Annotated in this window: 26 protein-coding genes and 1 pseudogene; 14 read left to right on the plus strand and 13 right to left on the minus strand. The window is 44.5% G+C overall.

From position 1 onward, the window contains the following. The first annotated feature begins 5 nt into the window (after positions 1–5). Both C9J40_RS12345 and C9J40_RS12350 read left to right on the plus strand, forming a co-directional pair. Positions 6–581 carry a cytochrome c oxidase assembly protein gene (locus C9J40_RS12345; protein ID WP_107208656.1) on the plus strand — a complete coding sequence of 192 codons (576 nt, stop codon included), beginning with the start codon at positions 6–8 and terminating at the stop codon, positions 579–581. Next, the gene (locus C9J40_RS12350) at positions 565–1,461 is read left to right on the plus strand and encodes a cytochrome c oxidase subunit 3 (protein WP_107208655.1); all 897 of its coding nucleotides are present in this window, start codon (positions 565–567) and stop codon (positions 1,459–1,461) included. Before C9J40_RS12345 ends, C9J40_RS12350 begins: the two co-directional genes overlap by 17 nt. Before the next feature lie 22 nt (positions 1,462–1,483). Here the strand turns inward: C9J40_RS12350 and C9J40_RS12355 are convergent, their stop codons facing one another. Beyond that, positions 1,484–1,690, minus strand: a complete 207-nt coding sequence (locus C9J40_RS12355; RefSeq protein ID WP_105061168.1) for a DUF2909 domain-containing protein — start codon at positions 1,688–1,690, stop codon at positions 1,484–1,486. A gap of 90 nt (positions 1,691–1,780) precedes the next feature. On the opposite strand from C9J40_RS12355, the gene C9J40_RS12360 reads away from it, so the two are divergent. From C9J40_RS12360 to C9J40_RS12385, 6 genes and pseudogenes are all read left to right on the plus strand, one after another. Next, the gene (locus C9J40_RS12360) at positions 1,781–2,458 is read left to right on the plus strand and encodes an SURF1 family protein (protein ID WP_107208654.1); all 678 of its coding nucleotides are present in this window, start codon (positions 1,781–1,783) and stop codon (positions 2,456–2,458) included. Positions 2,459–2,461: 3 nt separating this feature from the next. Beyond that, positions 2,462–2,998, plus strand: coding sequence for a cytochrome oxidase (locus C9J40_RS12365; RefSeq protein WP_107208653.1), 537 nt, complete (start codon positions 2,462–2,464; stop codon positions 2,996–2,998). A 24-nt stretch (positions 2,999–3,022) separates the two neighbouring features. After that, the gene (locus C9J40_RS12370) at positions 3,023–4,096 is read left to right on the plus strand and encodes a heme A synthase (RefSeq protein WP_107247042.1); all 1,074 of its coding nucleotides are present in this window, start codon (positions 3,023–3,025) and stop codon (positions 4,094–4,096) included. Beyond that, positions 4,089–4,217, plus strand: a pseudogene (locus tag C9J40_RS12375) (protoheme IX farnesyltransferase); the annotation flags it as partial. The gene C9J40_RS12370 and the pseudogene C9J40_RS12375, both read left to right, overlap by 8 nt. 174 nt (positions 4,218–4,391) lie before the next feature. Further along, a complete protein-coding gene (dinF, locus tag C9J40_RS12380; RefSeq protein WP_107208651.1) occupies positions 4,392–5,738 on the plus strand; it encodes an MATE family efflux transporter DinF in 1,347 nt (448 codons plus the stop codon). A 105-nt stretch (positions 5,739–5,843) separates the two neighbouring features. After that, positions 5,844–6,227 (plus strand): 3D domain-containing protein, encoded by a 384-nt coding sequence (locus C9J40_RS12385; RefSeq protein ID WP_107208650.1) that lies wholly within the window; start codon positions 5,844–5,846, stop codon positions 6,225–6,227. Positions 6,228–6,300: 73 nt separating this feature from the next. On the opposite strand, the gene nfuA is transcribed toward C9J40_RS12385, so the two are convergent. Together nfuA and C9J40_RS12395 are read right to left on the minus strand one after the other, a co-directional pair. Further along, positions 6,301–6,879: a Fe-S biogenesis protein NfuA gene (gene nfuA / locus C9J40_RS12390; protein ID WP_005371977.1), complete on the minus strand. Its 579-nt coding sequence runs from the start codon at positions 6,877–6,879 to the stop codon at positions 6,301–6,303. 142 nt (positions 6,880–7,021) lie between these two features. Further along, positions 7,022–7,729: a ComF family protein gene (locus tag C9J40_RS12395; RefSeq protein WP_107208649.1), complete on the minus strand. Its 708-nt coding sequence runs from the start codon at positions 7,727–7,729 to the stop codon at positions 7,022–7,024. Positions 7,730–7,764: 35 nt separating this feature from the next. Here C9J40_RS12395 and bioH point away from each other — a divergent pair, with 35 nt between their 5' ends. Continuing rightward, positions 7,765–8,547: a pimeloyl-ACP methyl ester esterase BioH gene (bioH, locus tag C9J40_RS12400; protein WP_107247044.1), complete on the plus strand. Its 783-nt coding sequence runs from the start codon at positions 7,765–7,767 to the stop codon at positions 8,545–8,547. A 71-nt stretch (positions 8,548–8,618) separates the two neighbouring features. Next, positions 8,619–9,077: an ATP-dependent Lon protease gene (locus C9J40_RS12405; RefSeq protein WP_105061159.1), complete on the plus strand. Its 459-nt coding sequence runs from the start codon at positions 8,619–8,621 to the stop codon at positions 9,075–9,077. A gap of 67 nt (positions 9,078–9,144) precedes the next feature. Here C9J40_RS12405 and C9J40_RS12410 read toward each other — a convergent pair whose 3' ends face one another. Beyond that, on the minus strand, positions 9,145–11,457 hold the full coding sequence (locus tag C9J40_RS12410; protein WP_107247046.1) for a Tex family protein: 2,313 nt from the start codon (positions 11,455–11,457) through the stop codon (positions 9,145–9,147). A gap of 163 nt (positions 11,458–11,620) precedes the next feature. Next, positions 11,621–12,103: a transcription elongation factor GreB gene (greB, locus tag C9J40_RS12415; protein WP_105061157.1), complete on the minus strand. Its 483-nt coding sequence runs from the start codon at positions 12,101–12,103 to the stop codon at positions 11,621–11,623. A 365-nt stretch (positions 12,104–12,468) separates the two neighbouring features. Here greB and ompR point away from each other — a divergent pair, with 365 nt between their 5' ends. Both ompR and envZ read left to right on the plus strand, forming a co-directional pair. Then, entirely contained in the window at positions 12,469–13,188 is a 720-nt protein-coding gene (gene ompR / locus C9J40_RS12420) for a two-component system response regulator OmpR (RefSeq protein ID WP_005371969.1), read from the plus strand. 3 nt (positions 13,189–13,191) lie between these two features. Further along, on the plus strand, positions 13,192–14,523 hold the full coding sequence (envZ, locus tag C9J40_RS12425; RefSeq protein ID WP_107247047.1) for a two-component system sensor histidine kinase EnvZ: 1,332 nt from the start codon (positions 13,192–13,194) through the stop codon (positions 14,521–14,523). 70 nt (positions 14,524–14,593) lie between these two features. Here envZ and recG read toward each other — a convergent pair whose 3' ends face one another. The 6 genes from recG to C9J40_RS12455 form a co-directional block, all read right to left on the minus strand. Then, positions 14,594–16,675: an ATP-dependent DNA helicase RecG gene (recG, locus tag C9J40_RS12430; RefSeq protein WP_107247049.1), complete on the minus strand. Its 2,082-nt coding sequence runs from the start codon at positions 16,673–16,675 to the stop codon at positions 14,594–14,596. Continuing rightward, positions 16,675–17,400 (minus strand): tRNA (guanosine(18)-2'-O)-methyltransferase TrmH, encoded by a 726-nt coding sequence (gene trmH, locus C9J40_RS12435; RefSeq protein ID WP_107207438.1) that lies wholly within the window; start codon positions 17,398–17,400, stop codon positions 16,675–16,677. Before trmH ends, recG begins: the two co-directional genes overlap by 1 nt. A 118-nt stretch (positions 17,401–17,518) precedes the next feature. Further along, positions 17,519–19,621 carry a bifunctional GTP diphosphokinase/guanosine-3',5'-bis pyrophosphate 3'-pyrophosphohydrolase gene (gene spoT, locus C9J40_RS12440; RefSeq protein WP_107207439.1) on the minus strand — a complete coding sequence of 701 codons (2,103 nt, stop codon included), beginning with the start codon at positions 19,619–19,621 and terminating at the stop codon, positions 17,519–17,521. A gap of 17 nt (positions 19,622–19,638) precedes the next feature. Next, entirely contained in the window at positions 19,639–19,914 is a 276-nt protein-coding gene (rpoZ, locus tag C9J40_RS12445) for a DNA-directed RNA polymerase subunit omega (RefSeq protein WP_005371960.1), read from the minus strand. A gap of 51 nt (positions 19,915–19,965) precedes the next feature. Next, positions 19,966–20,592, minus strand: coding sequence for a guanylate kinase (gene gmk, locus C9J40_RS12450; protein WP_107207440.1), 627 nt, complete (start codon positions 20,590–20,592; stop codon positions 19,966–19,968). Between the two features lie 201 nt (positions 20,593–20,793). Next, a complete protein-coding gene (locus C9J40_RS12455) occupies positions 20,794–21,657 on the minus strand; it encodes a YicC/YloC family endoribonuclease (protein WP_107207520.1) in 864 nt (287 codons plus the stop codon). A 227-nt stretch (positions 21,658–21,884) separates the two neighbouring features. Between C9J40_RS12455 and rph the strand changes: the two genes are divergently transcribed. Then, positions 21,885–22,601: a ribonuclease PH gene (gene rph, locus C9J40_RS12460; protein ID WP_105061152.1), complete on the plus strand. Its 717-nt coding sequence runs from the start codon at positions 21,885–21,887 to the stop codon at positions 22,599–22,601. Positions 22,602–22,746: 145 nt separating this feature from the next. Further along, a complete protein-coding gene (gene pyrE / locus C9J40_RS12465) occupies positions 22,747–23,388 on the plus strand; it encodes an orotate phosphoribosyltransferase (RefSeq protein ID WP_045083819.1) in 642 nt (213 codons plus the stop codon). Between the two features lie 76 nt (positions 23,389–23,464). Here the strand turns inward: pyrE and slmA are convergent, their stop codons facing one another. Next, positions 23,465–24,055, minus strand: a complete 591-nt coding sequence (slmA, locus tag C9J40_RS12470; RefSeq protein ID WP_005371955.1) for a nucleoid occlusion factor SlmA — start codon at positions 24,053–24,055, stop codon at positions 23,465–23,467. 233 nt (positions 24,056–24,288) lie between these two features. Beyond that, positions 24,289–24,744 (minus strand): dUTP diphosphatase, encoded by a 456-nt coding sequence (dut, locus tag C9J40_RS12475; protein WP_107207441.1) that lies wholly within the window; start codon positions 24,742–24,744, stop codon positions 24,289–24,291. Positions 24,745–24,748 lie beyond the last annotated feature (4 nt).

Below are 24,748 nucleotides of genomic sequence, written 5' to 3' on the forward strand. Positions count from 1 at the left end.
GCGTGATGGATGAGCCGAAAAAACAGCGATCATTGTGGGGGTTAATTGCCGCAGCAGTTGGGATGTTTGGCTTTGCTTTTGCGTTGGTTCCCCTTTATGACGTGTTTTGCGATATCACGGGGATCAATGGAAAAACAGCTACAACACCCACAGAAACCAGTGATCGAGTGGATACCAGCCGAGAAGTGACGGTTGAATTTGTTGCCTACATTAATCCAGGTGTGAGGTGGCAATTTACGCCTCAGGTAAAGCAAATCACGGTGCATCCTGGTGAAACAAAAATCATTAAATACGATGCGAAAAACTTAAATAAAGTCGCCACTATCGGACAAGCTGTGCCCTCGGTAACACCGGGCGTAGCGGCGAAGTATTTCAATAAAATCGAATGTTTTTGTTTTAATCATCAGCCTTTAGAGGGTGGTGAAAATGCAGAATTGCCGTTGGTGTTCTATATCGACCCTGACTTGCCGAAAGAGATAGAAACACTGACTTTAGCTTACACCCTATTCAACGTTGCAACGGACAAGGATAACCCTGTGATTGAGCAACACAGTGAGGTGGATAATGTCAAAGCCCTATAGTGAAACCGATAACTTACCGCCAACAACGAAATATTATGTCCCCGATGAAAGTGCATGGCCCATAGTGGGGGCAATTGCTTTATTTCTTATAGCGTTAGGTGCTGGCGCGACTGTCGGAGATCTGTTTGGCGGTCAAGGTCCTTGGATCTTATTGGTAGGTGTGGGGCTAATTTTATTAATGCTAGTGGGTTGGTTCCGTGATGTGATCCGAGAATCTATGGCGGGGCTTTATAGTGCGCAGATGGATCGCTCGTTTCGTCAGGGAATGAGCTGGTTTATTTTCTCAGAAGTGATGTTCTTCGCTGCTTTCTTTGGCGCGCTATTTTATGCCCGAATGATTGCTGTGCCATGGCTGGGTGGTGCAAGTAATAATGTCATGACCAATGCGGTGTTGTGGCCGGACTTTGTCGCCATGTGGCCATTGGAAAAAACGCCAGATGGCACCGAAACCCAAGCGATGGGGCCAATAGGTTTGCCGCTTTATAACACCATTTTATTACTGACATCATCGGTGACATTACATTTTGCTCATACTGCATTAGAGCAAAATAATCGTCCTCGATTGAAGTTGCTACTGTTGCTTACAGTATTACTAGGCGCGGTGTTTGTGTACTTACAAGGTGTTGAATATGTCCATGCTTATGAAGACATGAACCTACGATTAGATGCAGGGATTTATGGTAATACCTTCTTTATGTTAACTGGGTTTCATGGCGTTCATGTCACGCTTGGTGCGATTATCTTGTTTATTGTGTGGTGTCGAATTTTAAAAGGGCACTTTACGCCTGAACATCATTTTGCATTTCAAGCAGGCGCTTGGTATTGGCACTTTGTTGATGTGGTGTGGTTAGGTTTATTTCTGTTTGTTTATATTCTTTAGTGTTTATTTTGAAGATACAAGATTAATACGGGCGAGGGTTGGGGGTGATAACCCCAGTTAATAAAGCAATCACAATCAGGCTAAAAACAACGACAGATAAGCCAATACGCCAGCCTAAGTAATGCGACATTGGGCGTGATGATTGACCTTTTAACATGATTGGGAGGGCTTTAAAAAGATTGACGATGATCACCAGTAATAAGCCGATAAGCAGTATTTTTATCAACATCGAAAGCCTCTGATTGAATAGGGGTGATAACACATTAAGCGCTTATTTAAGGATAGCTGTTTTCAACCAATAGGGATGGAGGAAACATCGATGCGAAAAGTTGCTTTTGTTATTTTTACTTTCATCGTGGTGTGTATGTTAGGGCGATTAGGCTTTTGGCAATTAAGCCGAGCAGCTGAAAAGCTTCAATTACAGCAGCGAGTCGAAGAAACGATTCAGACCGAACCTATCTCTGATATTACGCAATTACCCAGTACGCCCGTTTGGCATAATGTGGCGCTTACTGGCGTGTTTGATAATCAGCATCCGATCTTACTTGATAACCAACTAAATAATGGTCAAGCAGGCTACCATTTTTATCTCCCTTTCCTTAGCCAAGGTCAATGGATATTGGTCAATCTGGGCTGGATTGCCGCGCCTCCTTATCGTGAGTTATATCCCGTGTTACCACAATTTAGTGGCGAAAAAGTCATTACCGGTCTAATTGCACCAACCACCTCATTATTACAACTCAAACCAGAATCATCTGCCGTGAGTTGGCCGTTACGGGTACAAAATATTGAACCGGCATGGCTGTCACAACAATTAAATCGCGCTCTACCGCAATGGGTGGTTCAAATTGCAGCTACGAATCCTCTCGCGCTTAAACAAAATTGGACCCCTATCGTGATGAAAGCAGATAAGCATTATGGCTACGCCACGCAGTGGTTTGTTTTAGCCTTTGCGGTATTAGGGATGGCTGGGTGGTGGCTATATAAGAGGGAATAAGGAATGAAAAAATATCAGGTTTTAATGTTATTAGGTGTGATGTTTTTACTGCCTATCATCCTAGCGAAATTAATCTTAACCCAACAGTGGTATAGCGGTGGTGTCACCAATAAAGGTCAATTATTAACTCCACCGTTGACGGCAAATTGGCTTGCGTCTGGAAAGTGGCAACTTATTTATTGGTTGCCTCAACAATGTGATAGCCGTTGTGAAGGTGCATTATTTCACTTAAAGCAAATGCCTCTTGCTGTTGGGGCTTATCAAGATCGGGTGAGAAGTGTTTTGCTGCTCGCCCCCGTTGAACCAACAACCGTCGTTCCCGTTGATGTTGAAAATCTGCAACGCTATCGCAGCAACACAGCAGAATATGAGCAATTTGCGCCATCTCAATATGGACTCAATGCAGTATACCTAGCCGATCCTCATGGCAATGTGATGATGGCCTATCCGCTAGAGGCTGAACCACAGGCCATTTTAGCACAAGGTAAAGACATCTTACGTGATTTAAAAAGGCTGCTAAAAGTATCAAAAATTGGCTAAATGTCATAAATAGTGGGGTTGATTATGCATAAAACGCAAAAAGATAAACCGTTCTACTTTTTAGTCACCGCTGCCTTTTTTCTCTCTTTGATTGTGGTTGGGATGGGGGCTTATACGCGGTTAACGGATGCGGGTTTAGGGTGTCCCGATTGGCCTGGCTGTTATGGGTTCATGTCAGTACCGCAAACGGAATCACAATTACAAGCAGCACAAACGATTTACCCTGACTCGCCCGTTGAACCAGTAAAAGCATGGAATGAAATGGTACATCGCTATATTGCAGGCTCGCTAGGTCTTTTGGTGGTAATGATTGCTGTTATGGCATGGAGCCGAAGTGGACGGCCTAAATTGTTACCCAGTTTGTTATTGGGTGTGGTTTCTTTTCAAGCGTTACTTGGAATGTGGACGGTTACCATGCAACTTATGCCTGTTGTGGTGATGGCGCATTTGTTAGGCGGTTTTACTATTGTATCGTTATTGTGGCTACTACGTTTGCGGATTCAACCTAACCCCCTTTTCTATCAAGAGGGTTTTAAACCCCATTTATCATTATCACATCGATATTTAACGGTACTCAAAAGCGCAGCAATTGCAGCTTTAGTTGTTGTGATAAGCCAAATTGCATTAGGAGGCTGGACAGCGGCTAATTATGCCGCTGTTGTATGCACACAATTACCGATATGCGAAGGGGATTGGCAGGGAATATTTGATCCTCGCGCGTTTGAATTGATTCAACCTCAACACAGTAGCTATGAATATGGCGTTTTAGATTATGCCCAAAGGGTCTCTATTCATGTTACTCATCGTATTGGTGCAATTATCACAGCGGTTTTGGTGTTGGTGTTGGCTGGGTTGCTGTGGCTTAAACCGCCCTTACGTCGCTATAGCATTGCGATGATAGGGGGATTAGCGATACAAATAATATTAGGCATTACCAATGTGCTTGCTAACTTGCCGTTACTGATTGCCGTTGCGCACAATGTAGTTGGATTAATCTTACTACTTACCGTTGTCACCACCTGTTATCGCCTGATATGCAATTGCCGCTCCCCATTAGAGGTAGAGTCTTTTGCATCGGAGAGCGCTACGCATGGATAAATCACAACGGCTTCATTCCAGTCGAGTTCGTTCGCCAGCGATAGCGGTTTGGCGTGATTACCTTACGATGACGAAACCAAAAGTCGTCGCCATGTTATTACTGACCGCATTAGTGGGCATTTATTGGCTTTATTTGTAGTACTTCTTACCTATCATTGGTGACTACCTTGGTATGGTTAGTCTCTCCGATGAACGACAGATCTTATACGCTTTAATCAATAAGACTTTTGTCGCCATAATCAACTGGTTAAACTGCTCTGCTATATAACAAAAATTATCGCGGCAGAGGTAGTACGTGCTAGCAGCATTAAAAGACAAATCATTACATTATCAGGTGTTTGCATTAGCCCTGCCAATGGTACTTTCAAACATTACAGTACCGTTACTCGGGCTGGTGGATGCTGCTGTGATCGGACACCTTGATAAGTCGTGGTATCTCGGTGGCGTCGCGGTTGGCGGTACCATGATCAACGTTACATTCTGGTTGTTGGGTTTCTTACGCATGGCAACCACAGGGATTACGGCGCAAGCTTTTGGCCGAGAAGATAAACATGGGCAAGCGGCTATTTTTGTTCAAGGTATCGCGTTGGCATGGTTACTCGCGTTTATTCTTATTGCCTTACACCAACCTGTCAGCAGTGCTATTTTCCATTTCAGTGATGCTAGTAATGAAGTGAAAGTTTACGCAGAGCAATACTTTTCAATCCGTATTTGGGGAGCGCCTGCCGCTTTAGCAAACTTTGTCATCATGGGCTGGTTACTTGGGGCGCAAAATGCCAAGTTGCCAATGTGGCTTTTGATCATCACTAACCTTGTTAATATTCTTTTGGATGTTCTGTTTGTATTAGGCTTTGGCTGGAAAGTTCAAGGTGCTGCTTCTGCGTCGGTACTAGCTGATTATAGTGGTATGTTATTAGGGTTATGGTTTGTTTCTCGTCAATGGTTAGCGTTAGGTTTGCCGCCGTTAAAAGAAAAAATTATGGCTGCGCGACATGGTATGGGGCGACTACTTAAATTAAACCGAGATATCTTTTTACGGAGCTTGTGCTTACAAGCGACGTTTACCTTTATGACTTTCCAAGGTGCAACACTAGGCGATAATGTAGTCGCGGCAAACGCTGTGTTAATGAGCTTTTTAATGTTGGTGTCTTATGCCATGGACGGTTTTGCTTATGCGATGGAAGCATTAGTAGGAAAAGCCGTTGGTGCGAACAATCGTGATCAGTTAGGACGTTATTTAATTAACACTACATTTTGGAGTTTTATAATATCTGTTGCGCTTACATTGGCATTTTCTTTAGGTGGTGAGCGCATAGTAAGTTTGATCTCCGATCTTCCCGCGGTTCAAGCTGAAGCTGATATTTATTTGCCTTGGCTTGCTGCAGTACCATTAGTCGCTATGTGGTGTTTTTTACTGGATGGCGTCTTTGTTGGCGCGACGCAAGGGCGAGTTATGCGCAACAGTATGTTTGTTGCAACCAGTGGCTTTTTTGCCATTTGGTGGTTAATGGATAGCTATGGCAACCATGCATTATGGGCGGCGATGTTAGGTTTTATGGCATTACGTGGTGTGACATTAGCGGTTATTTTCGGTTACCAGTGGAAAAAAAATATTTTCTTATCTCCTGCATTAAAACAGTAAGTTAGATTTAAAATATACATTTTGTATTAATTTTGAGCAAAAAAAGCTATCAAACCTGATGTTGTTTTGGTTAAAATGCGAGCATTTTTTAGCCGGGTGTTGGATATGAAAAAGAATATTCTTGCTTATTTCTTACTGACTATTGCATTGGTGTTTAGCGTAAATAGCTTTGCTACTACCCATAAAAAAATGCATGTGACAGCGACAGCGTATAATTCTGTTAGGGCGCAGACAAGCTCACACCCTAACATTGCTGCATGGGGAGATAGGTTAAAACCAGGGATGAAAGTAATTGCCGTTTCACGGGATTTGTTGAAAAAAGGATTAAAACGAGGTGTAAAGGTTAAAATATCAGGTTTGCCCGGTGAATATGTTGTGCTGGATAAAATGAATCCCCGTTGGCGTAATAAGATTGATATTTACATGGGGAAAGACATTCGTGCCGCAAAACGCTGGGGACGAAAGAGAGTCACTCTCACCGTATTATAACGAGCATCTTGGTTTCAAAACGAAAAAGCCGCATCTTATATGCGGCTTTTTGATTTTCCGTTCATACTAAAAATTAGTAGTATGAATGCTCACCACGTGCGTGATCGGTAATATCACGAACGCCAGTTAGCTCACCTTCAAACTGTGCGAGTAGCTCTTTTTCGATGCCTTCTTTCAGTGTGACATCAACCATTGAACAACCATTACAGCCACCACCGAACTGTAAGATAGCAACGCCATCTTCAGTGATTTCTGATAAAGAAACGTGACCACCATGACCGGCAAGTTGTGGGTTAACTTGGGTTTGGATAACGTAATCAACACGCTCCATCAATGGTGCATCATCAGACACTTTACGCACTTTTGCATTCGGTGCTTTAAGTGTAAGTTGTGAGCCCATTTTGTCAGTAACAAAATCAATTTCAGCATCTTCTAAAAATGGCAGGCTTAGCTCATCAAGAAAAGCAGAAAATAGCTCTAGTTTGATTTCGGTGTCGCTTGCTTCAACCGCTTCAGGTGGGCAGTAGGATACACCACACTCAGCACTTTGAGTGCCTGGGTTAACAACAAAAACACGGATATTAGTACCCTCAGGCTGCTGGGCAAGAAGCTTGCCGAAGTGCTGCTGAGCGCTTTCAGTAATAGTGATCATTGACACGACGTAATACCTGACCTATTTAGTGAGTTTTCTCTATTCTACTCTTAGAGAGACGTTCTATCATCCCTAATATTAGCATTTTTAATTTCACCACGTTTTACATCATAATGCGCGACTTTTTTGTTATAAGTGATGACTATACGGGTTTTTCGGTATGACAAATCGTAATTATATCAACGCGCTTTACGCCTTGCTGGTGGAGTCTTTTGGTTAATAATGCCACGGTTGTTCCAGTTGTAACGACATCATCAACCAAGGCCACATGCTGCGGAAGCGCACAGTCTTTAATAGCAAAGGCATTGGCTAAATTAGTTTTACGTTGTTTTTTTGTCAGGGATTTTTGTGCTTGAGTATGGCGAGTCCTCACCAATACATTGTGATCAACTTGGGTACTAAGTTCACGAGCTAAGGCTAACGCTAAGTAATGACTTTGGTTAAATCCTCGTTGCCAATAACGCCAGCGGTGCAACGGAACAGGAAGCAATAAAGGGGCGGGGTCGGTAATTTGTTTTGCTAATTGTTTGGCTAATGGTTTTGCAAGCCAGAACTTTTTCCCAAATTTAAATTGGCTAACTAATTGCTGTAGAGGCGGTTGGTACTCACCTAAACGATACAATCGTTGCCAAGGTGGCGGAGTCGTCAAACACTGCCCACAATATTGTTCAGCGTTTAAAGTCGTTGTACCACATCGTTGGCAGTAAGGCGGGGATGGAAATTGAGAAAGACAATAATGACACCAATAATCATCATTGGGTTCGAGTGGTAACTGACATAAGCTACAGTGGCGAAATAATAGTTTACGGCAGGTGTGAGATAGCCAAGCCGTTGTGTTTTTTGGCATCATAAACAAAACCTCAAAAAACCGAATAAGGAAGTGTAATGGCGGTAATGCTTGATTGGCACAGTAAAGGTCAAGGCTCGGATCTGGTTCTCATTCATGGCTGGGGAATGAATGGTGCGGTATGGCAAGATGTGATCCCAGCCCTCGCTGAGCATTTTACTGTGCATTGGTGTGATTTACCGGGTTACGGTTATAGCGGTGATGTTACTGCGGAGTCCTTGGTCGAGATCACGCAAGCGGTATTAGCGCGCGCCCCTCAGAAAGCAGCGTGGTTAGGCTGGTCACTGGGTGGTCTAGTGGCAACGCAAGCGGCATTACTTGCACCTGAGCGTGTAACACAATTAATGACTTTAGCCAGTTCGCCAAGTTTTATGGCGCGAGAAAAATGGCGAGGGATCAAACCGGATGTACTCAGGAATTTTCAATCACAGCTCGCCTCTGATTTTAACTTAACGGTAGAGCGATTCTTAGCGTTACAAGCGATGGGCAGCCCGACAGCCCGACAGGATATAAAGAATTTAAAGCAAGCCGTACTTGAACGGCCGACGCCACAACCCTCAGCCTTGGCGCTGGGGTTAATGTTACTTGAAACCGTTGATCAGCGAGCAGAACTGTCATTGCTCACTCAACCTTGGCTACGAATGTATGGCCGCTTAGATGGCTTGGTACCCGTTAAAACAGAAGCCGCGATTAGCAAGCTCTGCCCACAGTCATTGAGTTATGTTTTTCAGTCTGCATCTCATGCACCGTTTATTTCACATCCTGATGAATTTATCGCTGCAGTGCGGCAGTTTATTGCTGAAGATGCTGTTGTATCTTAAAAATTACCGTTATGATTAAATAGTAACCACTTGGGTTTGTTTACTTTGCACATGGTGAATTTGTTTTCGGTATGAATATTTCTCCTCTACAAGCTGGTGGTGTGCCATTAGCCACAACGGTCAATCCGCCAACCGATCAAGTTGCGCGAGATAACCGAGTGCGAGAAAAAATTGTCCCGTTAACTGCAAGTAGTGCGGCGGCAGATGAAAAGCCAATAACCAGTGAAGAGAAACAGCTAAAAAAACCAAGTTGGGATCCGAGTGAACATCCGGATTATGATAAGCAAGATGATGAAATTTTAAAAGGTTATCAAGAGGATATTGCCCGTCTTGTTGATCTGCTATCTGCCAGTAATTATCTTGAGAAAGACAGTGCACTGGGTTACAGCATGCACATTAAATTACCGCGAGAATTACTTGAGCAATTAGATAAAATTAATCAAAACGAGCGGACTAAAGGGGTGGTGGCATTTAAGTATGCACAAGCCAGTGTGCCAAACCCGCCAACAGAATATCTACAAGTGATTTGATTTCTAGTAGATAAAAGAAAGCCAGACATCTCGTCTGGCTTTTTGTTTAACCTAATAAGACGTTAGCTTATTTTTTCTTGGCATTAGCAAAGGCTGCTGCAAACGCACCACCCATTGCGGCATTACCGTTATCACGTTGACGAGGTTGACTTCGTGCAGGACGTGCTGAATTATCGCGAGGTTGACGAGTCGGCTTCTCTTGTCCTGGCTCATCAGACAGACGCATCGACATACCAATACGCTTACGCTGTAAATCCACTTCCATCACTTTCACTTTGACGATATCACCGGCTTTTACCACTTCGCGCGGATCTGAAACGAACTTATCAGACAGGGCGGAGATATGGACTAAACCATCTTGGTGTACGCCGACATCAACAAAAGCACCGAAGTTAGTCACGTTAGTGATCACGCCTTCTAATACCATGCCAGGGATCAGATCTTTTACTTCATTAACGCCTTCGGCAAAGGTGGCTGTTTTAAACTCAGGACGAGGATCTCGACCAGGTTTATCCAGCTCGCTAATGATGTCGGTTACCGTTGGTAAGCCGAAATCAGCATCGGTGTAATCAGCGGCTTTTAAGCTACGTAGGAAATCGGTGTTACCTATGATCGCATCAACCGGTTTATTATTAGCAGCCGAAATAGCTTTAACTACCGCATAAGATTCTGGGTGAACTGCAGAGCTATCAAGTGGGTTTTTACCGTTCATTATCCGTAAGAATCCAGCGCACTGCTCAAAGGCTTTTGGCCCTAAACGGCCGACTTTTTTCAGGGCTGTACGCGCATCAAAGCGACCATTTTCATCACGGTAGTTCACGATGTTTTGTGCGATGGTGGCGTTCAAACCTGCCACGCGTGTCAGTAGTGCAGCAGATGCAGTATTGACATCCACACCCACGGCGTTTACACAGTCTTCTACGACAGCATCGAGGCGTTTCGCTAACATGCTTTGGCTAACATCGTGTTGGTATTGACCTACACCGATAGATTTCGGATCAATTTTTACTAACTCTGCTAATGGGTCTTGCAGGCGACGACCAATAGACACCGCGCCACGGATAGAAACATCTAGGTTTGGGAATTCATTTGCAGCAAGCTCTGATGCAGAGTATACCGATGCACCGGCTTCACTCACCATTACGCTTTGTACTTTTAGATTATTATCTTTAAGTAGTTTGGCAACAAACGCATCTGTTTCACGTGAAGCAGTACCATTACCAATCGCAATTAAGTTAACGTTATGCTTGTTGATTAAGGCTAAAACAACTTTGCTTGATTCTGCAATTTTGTTGTGGGGTTGGTGCGGGTAGATGGTGGCAGTATCGAGTAACTTGCCGGTTTCATCAACCACTGCAATCTTACTCCCTGTTCGTAAACCAGGATCGAGTGCTAGTGTGACGCGAGGACCGGCAGGGGCAGCCATTAGCAAATCTTTCAGGTTGTCGGCGAACACTTGCATCGCGCCATCTTCGGCTTTTTCACGCAGTGCGCTCATCAGTTCGGTTTCCATGTGCATTAAAATCTTAATGCGCCATGCCCAACTTATCACTTGCTTACGCCATGCATCAGCTGGTGCCGAGCCCAGTTTTACGCCGTAGTGATCGGCAATAATCACTTCACAGTAAGAGCCTCGCACGCCTTCATCTTGGTTGGGATCAGCATTCAATGCTAATTGTAGGAAGCCTTCATTACGCCCACGAAATAGCGCGAGTGCGCGGTGAGATGGAATGGTTTTTAATGGCTCGTTATATTCAAAGTAATCTTTAAATTTCGCACCATCGTGCTCTTTGCCATCGACAAGACGTGAAGTCAGTTCTGCTTGACCGTTTAACTGGCGACGGATTTTATCAAGCAAGGTTGCATCTTCAGCAAAGCGCTCCATTAAGATTGCGCGAGCGCCATCCAGTACTGCTTTGGTATCAGCAAAGCCTTGCTCTGGATTCAAAAATTGTTCAGCTGCTTGCTCAGGAGTGTTGTCTGGTTGGCTCCAAAGCAGATCAGCTAAAGGCTCAATACCGGCTTCAATGGCAATTTGACCTTTAGTGCGGCGCTTAGGCTTGTAAGGCAAGTAAAGATCTTCAAGACGGGTCTTACTGTCTGCTGTCTTGATTTCAGCCTCTAGCGCAGGGGTCAATTTACCTTGCTCAGTAATCGATTTTAAAATGACCTGACGACGATCATCGAGCTCACGTAAGTAGCCTAAACGTGATTCTAAATTACGAAGTTGGGTATCATCCAAGCCGCCAGTGACTTCTTTACGGTAACGGGCAATAAAAGGCACGGTGTTACCATCATCGAGCAGTGTGACTGCTGCATTGATTTGTTCATTTCGAACATTCAGTTCGCTGGCAATCAGCTGATTGATAGAGTTGCTCATCCGTAGGTATCTCTTGTTTATCGTTAAGCTTACATTCTACGTCTCCCGATGAGAGTGGCAAGTTTACCGATGTTAAGAGTGTGTCAGTGAGCAGAAAAAAGATCGGAAAAGAAGCCGTGTACATAACGAACGGCTTCTATCGTATGCAGTAATGATGATTTAATTACTCAATGTCGGTGTCGTAGCGAATTTCATTGATAAACCATTCTTTCTTGCCAAGCGGAGTGGTAACGACAATATCATCATCGACTTCTTTGCTGAGTAGTGCCCGCGCCATGGGAGAATCAATTGAGATATAGTCGTTTCTGCCATAAATTTCGTCAGGACCAACGATGCGAAAGGTCTTTGTTTCTCCCGCTTCATTTTCAATTTCCACCCAAGCACCAAAGAAGACTTTGCCATCTTGTTGCGGGGAGTAATCAATCACCTTTAATACATCTAAGCGTTTACGTAGAAAGCGGACGCGACGGTCAATTTCACGCAAGCGTTTTTTATTGTATTGGTAGTCGGCATTTTCAGATCTATCACCCAGACTGGCAGCCCAAGTGACTTTCTTGGTCACTTCAGGGCGATCTTCACGCCATAGGAAATCAAGTTCTTTTTTTAATTTATTGTAACCTTCACGCGTCACCAGGTTGGTTCTCATAGCTATCCTTATAACATGACGTGAACGAGGAATGGGGCGATGATCTAACGCTTAGACGGATGGGTCAATAAGCGCAATAATAAATTGTCGCGGTAAGTTTCAAATTATGTAGAAATTAAAGATGAGATATAACAGAGAGCAGGTGTCTTTTCACTAAGATAAAACAGAGTGCAACCCTAGTTTTCACTTCATTTTAGCTTTTTTATAATTACTTAATTGACTCAGGCGCTTATCTGGCGCATAAAACGAATATACATACTCTGTTACATATTTGCCTGAAAAAAACGCAGGAAATTCTGAGTCTGTTTAGTGAGCTGACGTACACTACGGCAAAAGCTCAAGACCTCGACCGCTGAAGGTGGATTATGCAAGAAAATTACAAAATTCTGGTTGTTGATGATGACATGCGCTTACGCGCGCTATTAGAACGTTATTTATCTGAGCAAGGATTTCAGGTTCGAAGTGTGGCAAATGGCGAGCAAATGGATCGTCTATTAGCCCGCGAAACGTTTCATCTAATGGTGTTAGATTTAATGCTACCAGGTGAAGATGGCTTATCAATTTGTCGTCGCTTACGTAATGCCAATAACATGTTACCTATTTTGATGCTAACAGCAAAAGGTGATGAGGTTGATCGCATTGTTGGTCTTGAAGTGGGCGCTGATGATTATCTGCCTAAACCGTTTAACCCACGAGAGCTGTTAGCGCGTATTCGTGCGGTACTACGTCGTCAAACAATTGAAGCACCGGGCGCACCTAGTGTTGATAGTAAGATGATTGAATTTGGCGAATTCCGTTTAAACTTAGGTACCCGTGAAATGTTCCGTGGCGATGTTCCTATGCCATTAACGTCTGGTGAGTTTGCGGTATTAAAAGCATTGGTTACTAATGCCCGTGAGCCGATGTCACGTGATAAGTTGATGAATATGGCGCGTGGTCGTGAGTATTCTGCAATGGAGCGTTCTATCGACGTACAAATCTCACGTTTACGTCGTATGGTTGAAGAAGATCCAAGCCGTCCACGTTATATCCAAACAGTGTGGGGTTTAGGTTACGTCTTCGTTCCTGATGGTCGCGAGGCGTAAGCCATGCGTTTATCGCCAAAAAGCACATTTGGTCGAACGTTAATCCTATTAGCTGGCTTGCTTATCGCAAGCCAGATTTTTTCGTATCTGACCATAGTTAATTACGCCTTATTACCCAGTATTCAGCAATTCAACCGCATTTTATCTTATGAAGTAAAATTGATGCTTAACGATGAATTGGTGATGCCGGATGATCAATGTGTACACCTTGACCGTCCTCTTCGTCGTAAACTATTAGAAGAGTTAGGTCTCACCTTAGTCGCGCCTGGTAGTGAAGCGGCCAAACCTTTCCATGATGCGATGCATATCGGTTATCTCAGTGAGCAGATGACCAAAGATCTTGGTTCGCCAACCGATGTGCGTTTATTGCTCGGTGCTGACAGTTATGTGCTGTGGCTAAAAACCGATGCGATGCCAAATTTCTTAATGCGGGTCCCGTTATCCGAGCTGCAAGAAGAAGACTTTGCGCCGCTATTTCGCTATAGCCTGATCATTGCCTTTCTTGTGATTGCTGGCGGCTGGTTATTCATTCGGATCCAAAACCGTCCATTAATGGAATTGGAACAGGCTGCACTTATGGTGGGACGTGGTGAAACGCCGCCACAACTTCCTGAGCAAGGTGCCTCTGAAATTCGCTCAGTCACCAAAGCCTTCAATCAGATGTCACAGGGCATTAAACAGCTAGAAGACGATCGCGCACTGTTAATGGCAGGCGTCAGCCACGACTTACGTACACCATTAACCCGTATTCGTCTGGCTACAGAAATGATGTCACCTGAAGATAGTTATTTAGCGGAATCGATGATCACTGATACCGAAGAGTGTAACGCGATCATTAGTCAGTTTATGGATTATCTAAAATCGACCAAGAAGCAGGAAGAAGAAGATATCGACCTGAATACCTTGTTGATTGATGTTGCGCATACTGAAGGCAGTTACGGTAAAACAATTGATCAGCAACTCGGTGAGATCCCAGGTTCGGTGTCAGCAAACGCAGTTGCGCTTAAACGTGCGGTAGCCAATCTTGTGGTGAACGCGCAGCGCTATGGTAAGGGTTGGGTGAAGATCTCGAGTGGGGCTTCTGCTGATCGTAAATCGGTATGGTTCTGTGTTGAAGACGATGGGCCGGGTATTGCGCCTGATCAGGTCACTAAGATGTTCCAACCCCTTACGCGTGGTGATTCCGCTCGCGGTAGTGAAGCGGAAGGGACAGGGTTAGGACTTGCGATTGTGAAGCGTATTGTTGATCAGCATGATGGTGTTATTTTAGTGCGTAACCGCAGCGAAGGTGGTTTACGCGTTGAAGTGACGTTACCACTACATAAAATGAAGTAAGTCAGCAAATGAAAAGCCCACATTACCGCGCGGTAATGTGGGCTTTGTTGTATTTGTACTTTACCAATAACTAAGCGTTTGAGTAGTTTTCTCGTTGTCCTAGCCAGCGATCAATGATGGCTTTGGCGTTATCGGGGTAACTGTCATGAATATAGCGAGCCAGCTTCTGCACTTGTGGGATCATGTATTGGTCACGGATAAGATCGGCGACCTTAAATTCAGCAATACCGGTTTGTTTGGTACCTAATAATTCACCTGGGCCACGAATTTCTAAATCTCGTTGGGCGATCACAAAACCATCACTACTTTGACGTAATACCCCTAAACGCTTTTGTGCGGTTTTAGACAGGGGGGCGTGATAAAGCAATACACAGTGACTCGCAACTTTTCCTCGACCGACACGTCCACGTAGCTGGTGGAGCTGCGCTAAGCCTAATCGTTCAGGGTTTTCAATCACCATTAAACTGGCATTGGGTACATCCACTCCGACTTCAATCACGGTTGTGGCAACTAACAAATTCAGCTCACCAGCTTTGAAACTTGCCATCACCGCTTGTTTTTCTGCGGCTTTCATTCGTCCGTGTACTAAACCAATTTTTAAATCAGGCAGTAAACCCGTCAGTTCATCGGCAGTATCTGAGGCGGCTTGGGCTTCCAACACTTCTGATTCATCAATCAAGGTACATACCCAATAGGCTTGGCGTCCTTCATTAACGCAAGCTGATCGAATACGCTCGATAATTTCAGGGCGACGGGCATCGGGTAAGGCAACAGTTTGGATCGGTGTTCGGCCGGGGGGCAGTTCATCAATGACCGAGGTATCCATATCGGCATAAGCTGTCATGGCAAGAGTACGTGGAATGGGGGTTGCCGTCATGACTAACTGATGTGGGTAGCGACCCTCATTGGCCCCTTTTTCTCGTAGCTCTAAACGCTGATGGACACCAAATCGGTGTTGTTCATCGATGATAACGAGTGCTAAATTTTCAAATTTAACGTGGTCTTGGAATAAGGCATGCGTGCCGACCACCATCTTCACTTCACCACTCGCAATACGGGCAAGTTCCGTTTCGCGCGCTTTGCCTTTCAACTTACCTGCCATCCAACCAACCTGAATACCCATAGGATTAAGCCAGTTGGCAAAGTTGATGGCATGTTGCTCTGCCAGTAACTCTGTTGGTGCCATTAAGGCGACTTGAAAGCTATGTTCGATGGCGCGTAGGGCGGCAAGAGCGGCAACTAAGGTTTTACCTGAGCCAACATCTCCTTGAACTAAACGCATCATTGGTTGCGGCTTAATAAGATCGGCTTCAATGTCTGCGACAACACGTTGCTGCGCACCTGTTGGAGTGAACGGCAGACTATCGAGCAGTTGCTGCTTTAATGAATCTTTCGCGGCAAGTGGCCAAGCACTATGTTGTTGTCCTTTGCTGCGCAATGCCAACATCGATAAATTTTGCGCCAACAATTCTTCTAAAATTAACCGGTGTTGAGCAGGATGCTTACCTGCTTCTAATTGATCTAATGAGATATCAGGGGTTGGACGATGCATCGCACGTAATGCCTGCGCAAGCGTCATTTGACGGTCGTATAAACCTTCAGGCAGTAGTTCTGTCACCGCTGCCTTATCGAGCAAGTTGAGCGCTTGGTCGGTTAGGTTACGCAGGGTCTGTTGACGTAAGCCATCAGTGGTTGGATATACTGGTGTTAAGGTTTCTTCAACACTAAGCTCGGTTGGCTCTGAGAAAATACGGTAATCCGGATGAATGATCTCAAGACCGAATTTACTGCCTTTGATTTCGCCGTAAGCCTTAACTTGTTTACCTTCAGCAAAGCTATTTTTCATTGCTGCATTGAAATTAAAAAAGCGCAGCGTAACAGAGCCTGTGCCGTCTCCAATTTTTACTGCCAGCATTTTACGTTTACCAAAAGTAATACTGGTATGGTGGACTTCACCTTGAACGGTCAAGTGTTGCCCTGGCATGGCTCGATTGATAGGCCAAATACGAGTGCGATCCTCATAGCGCAATGGTAAGTGAAACAGTAAATCTTGGACATTATGGAGCCCAATCTTTTCCAGTTTCTCTGCCATTTTTGCTCCAACGCCAGAGAGTTCAGCTAGCGAAATAGTATTGAGGAGTTGTCCGCTCATTACTCGTTATTCTCCATTGCGGGTTGGCGTTTTTTCATTTTCTTCGCTTGCATGGCTGCCCACCATGCTTCATCAGCAACAATCTGACCTTGATCATCGAGTTGTGGGTAAGGTAAGCCCTTTTGTTGTGCGACTTTAGCAAGAACAGGATGCCCGCGTTCAAACAAAATACGGTTAACGACATCATCTGGTAGTAAGGTTTTTTCACGCTCATACATACCAGCATTTTGACGTTGGCGTTGTGCTTCGTACAAAATCAACGCGCTTGCGACTGACACATTTAATGACTGCACCATACCGACCATTGGAATGATGATATCTTGATCGGCCATCGCTAGCGCTTCAGCTGTGATGCCGTTTTTCTCTCCGCCTAAAATAATCGCTGTTGGTTTGGTGTAATCAACATCACGAAAATCAATCGCAGTATCAGATAGGTTGGTAGCCAGTACCTGCATGCCTTGATCTTTTAATGCTTGAACGGCTTCAACCATAGAATCATGGGTATCTAATTCAACCCAGTTACGCGCACCAGCCGAAGTATGGCTTAATACTTTCATCCCTTCTTTGGGCCAAACGGCATGGACTTTATGTACACCGACAGCATCAGCTGTGCGGATTATCGCTGAGACATTATTTGGTTTGTGGACTTCTTCCATACATACCGTCAGATCGGGCTGACGCGTTGCCAATACTTGGTGGATACGTTGAAAACGATCTGGGGTCATGGAGGTTACCTAATGAAAACAAATGAGATAGGTTAATGATAATAAGGCTTTATTGCCAAATACACAAAACGCCCAATAAAGGGCGTTTTTATGATGAAAACTGTGCGTATCTTAACGCTTAGTTTTTCTGGCGCGCGACACGTACGACATTTGGCATAATACGAATTCGACGCATAATGTTGGCTAAATGAATGCGGCTACGTGTGGTTAACTTTACGGTGATGGTGTATAAACGGCCATCTTTTTCTTCCGTCGCTAAGCCTTGAATATTCGAGCCTGTCGCAGCAATAGTGTTAGTGAGATCGGCTAATGCACCTTGGTGGTTTTGCATATCAACTTTCAAGCTGGTAACAAATTCCTGATCGAAGTCTTCACTCCATTCTACCGCCATGTACTTATCCGGCTCTTTACGATAACCACGGACATTGGCACATTCTTCACGGTGGATCACTAACCCTTTCCCTGGACTAACATGGGCAATGATCGGATCGCCATGGATCGGATGACAGCAGTTAGCAAAGGTTAATAAAATGCCATCAGCGCCTTGAATTGGTAAGCGACGATCATTTTCTTTTGGCGTGAGCTCATCGACATTGCCTAACAAACGACGAGCAATGACCACACTCATCACTTCACCTAAGCCGATTTCAGCGAGAAGATCATCCATTGAGCTGAGTTTGAGATCAGACAATACCTTGGTAATATTTTCGTTAGCAATATTATCAATATTAGTGCCACCAAGAGCATGGTTTAGCAAGCGACGACCTAAAGTAATCGACTCGTCACGACGCATGGTTTTCAGCACTTGGCGGATCTTCGTGCGGGCACGGGATGTCACCACGTAGTTAAGCCATGCAGCGTTAGGTCTAGCGCCAGGAGCACTAATGATATCAACGGTTTGACCGTTTTTAAGTGGTTTGCTTAGTGGATAAGGTTGGCGATCAACGCGAGAGCCAACACAAGCATTACCGACATCAGTATGCACGGCGTAAGCAAAATCTACCGCGGTTGCGCCAACAGGTAATTCAACAATACGGCCTTTCGGGGTAAAAACGTAAATCTCATCAGGGAAAAGATCGGATTTTACGTTCTCAATAAATTCAAATGAGCTACCTGCACTTTGTTGAAGTTCAAGTAAGCTTTGCATCCAACGCTGGGCTTTAACTTGCGCGGTGGTACCTGAGCTTTCGCCATCTTTGTAGGTCCAGTGCGCAGCAACGCCTTTGTCTGCCATTTGATCCATGTCTTCGGTACGAATCTGTACTTCAACGGGAACACCATGAGGGCCAACAAGCGAGGTATGCAGCGATTGATAGCCATTGGCTTTCGGGATCGCAATGTAGTCTTTCATGCGGCTAGGACGGGGTTTGTACAGGTTATGTACTTGTCCTAATACGCGGTAGCAGGTATCTAAATCACTCACAAGTACACGGAAAGCATAGATATCCATGATCGAGTGGAAACGCTGCTCTTTGTTCTTCATCTTGTTATAGATAGAGAACAAGTTTTTCTCACGACCTAATACGGTAGCGTGAATTCCCGCATCACTGAGGCGACCCTCAATTTCAGCGTGAATTTTATTGATCATCTCTTTACGGTTACCACGCGCCGCAGCTACCACTTGCTTTAATACACGGTAGCGATTTGGGTATAACGCTTCAAAGCCAAGCTCTTCAAGTTCAGATTTGATGTTATGGATACCCAGACGGTGGGCAAGAGGAGAGAATATTTCAAGAGTTTCGCGGGCAATACGACGACGTTTATCGGGGCGAAGGGCACCGAGTGTTCGCATATTGTGGGTACGGTCAGCCAGCTTAATCAAAATTACGCGAATATCATGAGCCATTGCCATGATCATTTTGCGGAAGTTTTCAGCTTGTGCTTCTTTTCGATCTCGAAACTTTAATTTATCGAGTTTCGATACGCCATCGACCAATTCTGCGACAGTGTCGCCAAAACGGCTGGCGAGATCTTCTTTAGTGACCTCGGTATCTTCGATAACGTCATGAAGCAATGCCGCCATGAGCGTTTCAATATCGAGACGCATTTCCGCCAAGATGCGAGCAACCGCAACGGGGTGGATAATATAAGGCTCGCCAGTGGAGCGAGTTTGCCCTTCGTGTGCGTCGCGAGCAACGAGAAAAGCCTGCCTAAGAGCCTCTAGCTGAGGCTCTGGCAGGTACTCGATTGCGACTTCTTTCAGGCTATCAAAAAGATACAATTCGCCCGGTTCCCTGATTAACGGTGGTCGCCAGCAATAGCACTAACTGCGGCTAATTCAGCAGCTTCTTGCTCTTGCAGTTCCTGACGCTCACGAGCATCAAGGATATCTTTAGTAATTAGGCCTTCTTCGATTTCACGAAGTGCAATTACTGTGTACTTGTCGTTTTCTTCAGGAACCAATGGATCCTTACCGCCGGTTTGCATTTGACGTGCGCGGCGAGCAGCAATTTGGATCAGATCGAAACGGTTGCCAATTTTATCAACAGCGTCTTGAACGGTTACGCGTGCCATGGAGGACTCCAGTGGTTATTAAATTAGGAATAGAAAATTGTACAAAATAACTTACTGATCTGCTAGTAGTGCAGACAACATGCTCTTATATTTAGCAGCTTGTTTGTCTTGCTTCAATCGTTCAGCACGAATAATTGCTTTAAAGTCGATTAAAGCAACATCAAAATCATCATTTACGATAACATAATCATACTCATCGTAGTGTGAGATTTCTGAACGAGCTTCTTGCATACGACGTTCAATAACAGCTTCGCTATCTTGACCGCGCGCATTTAGACGACGCTCTAATTCCTCTTTTGAAGGAGGAAGGATGAATAAGCTCTTAGCCGCTGGCATTTGTGTGCGAATTTGACGCGCACCTTGCCAGTCGATATCAAGGAATACATCAATTCCTTTATTTAATTGCTCTTCGATCCATGGGCGTGAAGTGCCATAGTAGTTGCCGAATACTTCTGCATGTTCAAGGAATGCACCTTGTTCTACCAAGTCAGTAAATTCTTCTACGCTAACGAAATTGTAATGAACACCGTGTTCTTCACCCGGGCGCATACCACGAGTTGTGTGGGACACGGATACTTTCATGTCATAGGTCGGGTTTGTTTCAAGAAGGGCATTAATCAGACTTGATTTACCAGCACCGCTTGGGGCCGACACGATGTATAGAGTACCTTTGCTCATTGCCTATTTTCACTCAGTGATAGAAGGGCGCGAAGATTATCATGATCTGCGCATAATTGAAATTAGCTAGTTGCTGGAAAATTCATCTTTTTGTGCGATATAGCTTAAGCCTAGTTGGCTTTAATGCGTTTTTCATAATTGCAGCAGCTAATCAACCACAACCAAGGAAGCAATGGCTTCCTTGATTGAGCGATTATCGAGTTATTCGATATTCTGGATTTGTTCGCGCATTTGTTCAATCAAGACTTTAAGTTCAACTGCAGAAGCTGTGACTTCAGTGTTGATTGATTTTGATGCGAGGGTGTTAGATTCACGATTGAACTCTTGCATCATGAAGTCTAAACGACGGCCACATGCGCCACCTTTTGCGATGATTTTTTGGGTTTCTTTCACGTGAGAATCAAGGCGATCAAGCTCTTCTGCTACATCACTCTTTTGCGCGAGCATGATCAGCTCTTGTTCAATGCGGTTCGCATCAAGATCAACTTTTGCCTCTTCAAGGCGAGACATAATGCGCTCACGCTGCCAGTTGATGATTTCTGGCATCATAGTGCGTACCTTGGTTGCTTCAACCGAAATAGCATCCAGACGTTGGTCGATAAGCTGCTTCATGTTATCGCCTTCGCTTGCACGTGCGGCAATGAAGTCATCCATAGCGAGTTCAAAACCCGTCAGTAGATCTTTGTTAATCGCATCTAAGTCTTGCTCTGGCGCTTCCATCACCCCCGGCCAATTAAGGACTTGGAATGGACCGATATTACCTTCACCCGCGGTTTCTTTTACCCATTTAGCAGCAGTAATAACTTGTTTTGCTAACGCTTCATTGATGGTTAGCGCTGTGTTTGCGGCAATATTGGCTTCAAAACGTAGATTACATTCCACTTTACCGCGAGCAAGACGTTTACGGAAACGCTCACGTAATACTGGTTCTAAGCTACGGAATTGCTCAGGCATACGAATGTAGGTTTCAAGATAACGTTGATTTACTGAGCGGATCTCCCACACAGCAGTGCCCCAATCGCCTTTAATTTCGCGACGGGCATAAGCAGTCATACTATGGATCATGGCTTTTGGCCTTTTAGTTGAGAATGGTGCGACGACTAACTTACCGTTACCCACGATAAGTCTTAATTATTCATAACAGGTGCGTCGTTACCGGGTGTTGAGATTATATGCGATATTGGCCTCAAGGGGCTACTGTTTGTCAGCTTACGTTATCGTTTTCTCGTGCACTGAGATTGAGTTATCGCTATAATCGCCGGTTAATATCATCCAGCCAAAGGGAAATCCCGATGCGTCCAAGCGGAAGAAGTGCGACTCAAGTTCGTCCAATCACTATTACTCGTCAATATACAGCTCACGCTGAAGGTTCAGTACTGGTTGAGTTTGGTAATACCAAGGTTATTTGTACCGCGAGTGTAGAAGAAAATGTTCCGCGCTGGTTAAAAGGCAAGGGCCAAGGTTGGGTGACGGCTGAATATGGCATGCTACCTCGTGCTACGCATACGCGTAACCGTCGAGAAGCTGCGAGTGGCAAGCAAGGCGGACGTACGATGGAAATCCAACGTCTTATTGCACGTAGCTTGCGTGCTGCGGTTGATTTAAAAGTATTAGGCGAGCAGATGATCACCGTTGACTGTGATGTTATTCAGGCTGATGGTGGCACACGTACCGCATCTATTACCGGTGCGATGGTGGCACTGGTTGATGCAATTAATTACATGCTAGAAAAAGGCATGATTAAGAAAAGCCCACTGAAAGGTATGGTCGCTGCGGTATCTGTGGGTATCTATAAAGGCGAACCTATTTGCGATTTGGAATATCTTGAAGATTCAGCGGCTGAAACCGACATGAATGTGGTGATGACAGAAGAAGGCAAGATGATTGAAATCCAAGGTACTGCCGAGGGTGAAGCCTTTAGCCATGAAGAATTACTGGCAATGCTGGCTCTGGCGAAAGACGGTATAACCGATATTATTTCGATGCAGAAGCAAGCGTTAGCAAATTGATATTAAGCGGTTCCTATTGGGAGCCGCTTTTTTTTAGCTAAAACTGAATATCAAGTGGAGTACTTGTTGGTTTTAGTTGTTACCTGATGAGTGTTAGGTAACAGGTACATTGTTAAAACACAGAGAAGTAGTTTAAGGAGACACAATGAAAGCATATCAGCGTCAGTTTATTGAATTTGCCCTAGAGAAAGGTGTATTAAAATTTGGTGAGTTCACATTGAAATCCGGTCGTAAGAGTCCGTACTTCTTTAATGCTGGCTTATTTAATACCGGTCGTGATTTAGCACGTCTTGGTCGTTTTTATGCTGAAGCTTTGGTTGATGCCAAGATTGAATTTGATGTGTTGTTTGGCCCAGCGTATAAAGGGATCCCGATTGCAACCACAACGGCAGTTGCCCTTGCTGATCACCATGATGTTGATACGCCATATTGCTTTAACCGTAAAGAAGCAAAAAATCATGGTGAAGGTGGCAATTTAGTCGGCAGCGCACTAGACGGTCGTATTATGTTAGTTGATGATGTGATCACGGCAGGTACGGCGATTCGTGAGTCAATGGAAATCATTAAAGCGAATGGCGCAGATTTAGCTGGCGTTTTAGTGGCGATTGATCGTCAAGAAAAAGGGCAAGGTGAATTATCTGCGATTCAAGAAGTTGAACGTGACTTTGGTTGTGCGGTTATTTCAATTGTCTCGCTAGGCGATGTGGTGACCTACCTTTCTGAGCAAGCAGGCATGGAACAACATCTTGAAGCGGTAAAAGCGTACCGTGCCGAGTATGGTGTATAAGTACGGCTTAAGAAAAAAGAGATAATAAAAAAGCGAGGGCTGAGGCTCTCGCTTTTTTGTGTCCGTCAACTAAGTATTAGCCTAATTGCGCACTTAATAGCTCCCAGTATTCATCAAAGTTTGCCGTTGGCTTGTATTTGAAGTTAGAGCGAACATAGCGGTTTAAACTGCCTTCTACTTGACCTAGAAGTTGTGCTGCTAAAACTGACTCATCAACAGGAAAGCCTTTACCCTCACGAATTTTACGCTCTTTTAAGATCTGGCGAAGTTGCGATTCAACACGTTCGAACAGTTGATTAATACGAGATTGAAGACGATCTTGTTCAAACATCAGAGCATGGCCAGTCATGATACGAGTTAAACCTGGGTTACGCTCAGCAAACATGAGGATGAACTGCATCACCATACGTAAACGGTTCAGTGTATCTTTTTCATCATCTAAAATGCGGTTAATACGCGTGGTAATTGAATCTTCAATAAATTCAATTAACCCTTCAAACATACGCGCTTTGCTTGGGAAGTGGCGGTAGAGTGCAGCTTCTGAAACTCCAACATTCGCGGCTAGCATTTTGGTCGTGATGCGTTGACTGCCTTGGTTGGACTCCAGCATATGCGCTAAGCACTGAAGTATTTCCTCGCGGCGATTGTTCTTTTTGGTGCCTGCCATGAATTATCGTTCCTTTACAAAATGAGACTGTCCATGGACAGTATGAAACCCGCCTATCTTAGCGATGCCTTGGCGTTGTGAAAAGTAGCGCAATCGAAATGTACGTATTTTTATTCGCAAAAAAAGCGCAAGCTGAAGAGGTTGCGCTTTGCTTTAATATGTTGCCTTTATTTTATCATCAAAATTGATAATACATGGCTAATTAGATCACGCTTTTTTAACATCAATAGCGATTAGCTACGGCCTGAATGACCAAAACCACCTTCGCCACGATCTGTGCTATTAAAATTTTCAACGATATTAAACTGCGCTTGTACCACAGGTAAGAAAACCAATTGAGCAATACGATCACCTGGTTCAATAGTAAATGTGGTTTCACCTCGGTTCCACACCGACACCATTAATTGACCTTGGTAATCAGAGTCGATAAGGCCAACAAGATTTCCCAAAACAATGCCGTGTTTATGGCCAAGGCCTGAGCGAGGCAGGATGGTTGCCGCAAGATTTGAATCGCCAATATGGATCGCAAGACCTGTTGGTACAAGATGGGTCTCACCCGGTGCGACGGTTAATGCTTCATCTAAACAAGCGCGTAAATCTAAACCAGCAGAACCTTCGGTTGCATACGCTGGGAGTGGGAATTCATTGCCAACTCGTGGGTCAAGAATCTTCAGATCAATACTATTCATATTT

The sequence above is a fragment of the Photobacterium sp. GB-72 genome, from assembly GCF_003026095.1.
Lineage (GTDB): Bacteria > Pseudomonadota > Gammaproteobacteria > Enterobacterales > Vibrionaceae > Photobacterium.

What these genes read in the sequence shown, in the direction of transcription:
- C9J40_RS12345 (WP_107208656.1), top strand. Translation starts at nt 6, where the DNA reads ATGGATGAGCCGAAAAAACAGCGATCATTGTGGGGGTTAATTGCCGCA.
- C9J40_RS12350 (WP_107208655.1), top strand. Translation starts at nt 565, where the DNA reads ATGTCAAAGCCCTATAGTGAAACCGATAACTTACCGCCAACAACGAAA.
- C9J40_RS12355 (WP_105061168.1), bottom strand. Translation starts at nt 1,690, where the DNA reads ATGTTGATAAAAATACTGCTTATCGGCTTATTACTGGTGATCATCGTC.
- C9J40_RS12360 (WP_107208654.1), top strand. Translation starts at nt 1,781, where the DNA reads ATGCGAAAAGTTGCTTTTGTTATTTTTACTTTCATCGTGGTGTGTATG.
- C9J40_RS12365 (WP_107208653.1), top strand. Translation starts at nt 2,462, where the DNA reads ATGAAAAAATATCAGGTTTTAATGTTATTAGGTGTGATGTTTTTACTG.
- C9J40_RS12370 (WP_107247042.1), top strand. Translation starts at nt 3,023, where the DNA reads ATGCATAAAACGCAAAAAGATAAACCGTTCTACTTTTTAGTCACCGCT.
- C9J40_RS12385 (WP_107208650.1), top strand. Translation starts at nt 5,844, where the DNA reads ATGAAAAAGAATATTCTTGCTTATTTCTTACTGACTATTGCATTGGTG.
- nfuA (WP_005371977.1), bottom strand. Translation starts at nt 6,879, where the DNA reads ATGATCACTATTACTGAAAGCGCTCAGCAGCACTTCGGCAAGCTTCTT.
- C9J40_RS12395 (WP_107208649.1), bottom strand. Translation starts at nt 7,729, where the DNA reads ATGATGCCAAAAAACACAACGGCTTGGCTATCTCACACCTGCCGTAAA.
- bioH (WP_107247044.1), top strand. Translation starts at nt 7,765, where the DNA reads ATGGCGGTAATGCTTGATTGGCACAGTAAAGGTCAAGGCTCGGATCTG.
- C9J40_RS12405 (WP_105061159.1), top strand. Translation starts at nt 8,619, where the DNA reads ATGAATATTTCTCCTCTACAAGCTGGTGGTGTGCCATTAGCCACAACG.
- C9J40_RS12410 (WP_107247046.1), bottom strand. Translation starts at nt 11,457, where the DNA reads ATGAGCAACTCTATCAATCAGCTGATTGCCAGCGAACTGAATGTTCGA.
- greB (WP_105061157.1), bottom strand. Translation starts at nt 12,103, where the DNA reads ATGAGAACCAACCTGGTGACGCGTGAAGGTTACAATAAATTAAAAAAA.
- ompR (WP_005371969.1), top strand. Translation starts at nt 12,469, where the DNA reads ATGCAAGAAAATTACAAAATTCTGGTTGTTGATGATGACATGCGCTTA.
- envZ (WP_107247047.1), top strand. Translation starts at nt 13,192, where the DNA reads ATGCGTTTATCGCCAAAAAGCACATTTGGTCGAACGTTAATCCTATTA.
- recG (WP_107247049.1), bottom strand. Translation starts at nt 16,675, where the DNA reads ATGAGCGGACAACTCCTCAATACTATTTCGCTAGCTGAACTCTCTGGC.
- trmH (WP_107207438.1), bottom strand. Translation starts at nt 17,400, where the DNA reads ATGACCCCAGATCGTTTTCAACGTATCCACCAAGTATTGGCAACGCGT.
- rpoZ (WP_005371960.1), bottom strand. Translation starts at nt 19,914, where the DNA reads ATGGCACGCGTAACCGTTCAAGACGCTGTTGATAAAATTGGCAACCGT.
- gmk (WP_107207440.1), bottom strand. Translation starts at nt 20,592, where the DNA reads ATGAGCAAAGGTACTCTATACATCGTGTCGGCCCCAAGCGGTGCTGGT.
- C9J40_RS12455 (WP_107207520.1), bottom strand. Translation starts at nt 21,657, where the DNA reads ATGATCCATAGTATGACTGCTTATGCCCGTCGCGAAATTAAAGGCGAT.
- rph (WP_105061152.1), top strand. Translation starts at nt 21,885, where the DNA reads ATGCGTCCAAGCGGAAGAAGTGCGACTCAAGTTCGTCCAATCACTATT.
- pyrE (WP_045083819.1), top strand. Translation starts at nt 22,747, where the DNA reads ATGAAAGCATATCAGCGTCAGTTTATTGAATTTGCCCTAGAGAAAGGT.
- slmA (WP_005371955.1), bottom strand. Translation starts at nt 24,055, where the DNA reads ATGGCAGGCACCAAAAAGAACAATCGCCGCGAGGAAATACTTCAGTGC.
- dut (WP_107207441.1), bottom strand. Translation starts at nt 24,744, where the DNA reads ATGAATAGTATTGATCTGAAGATTCTTGACCCACGAGTTGGCAATGAA.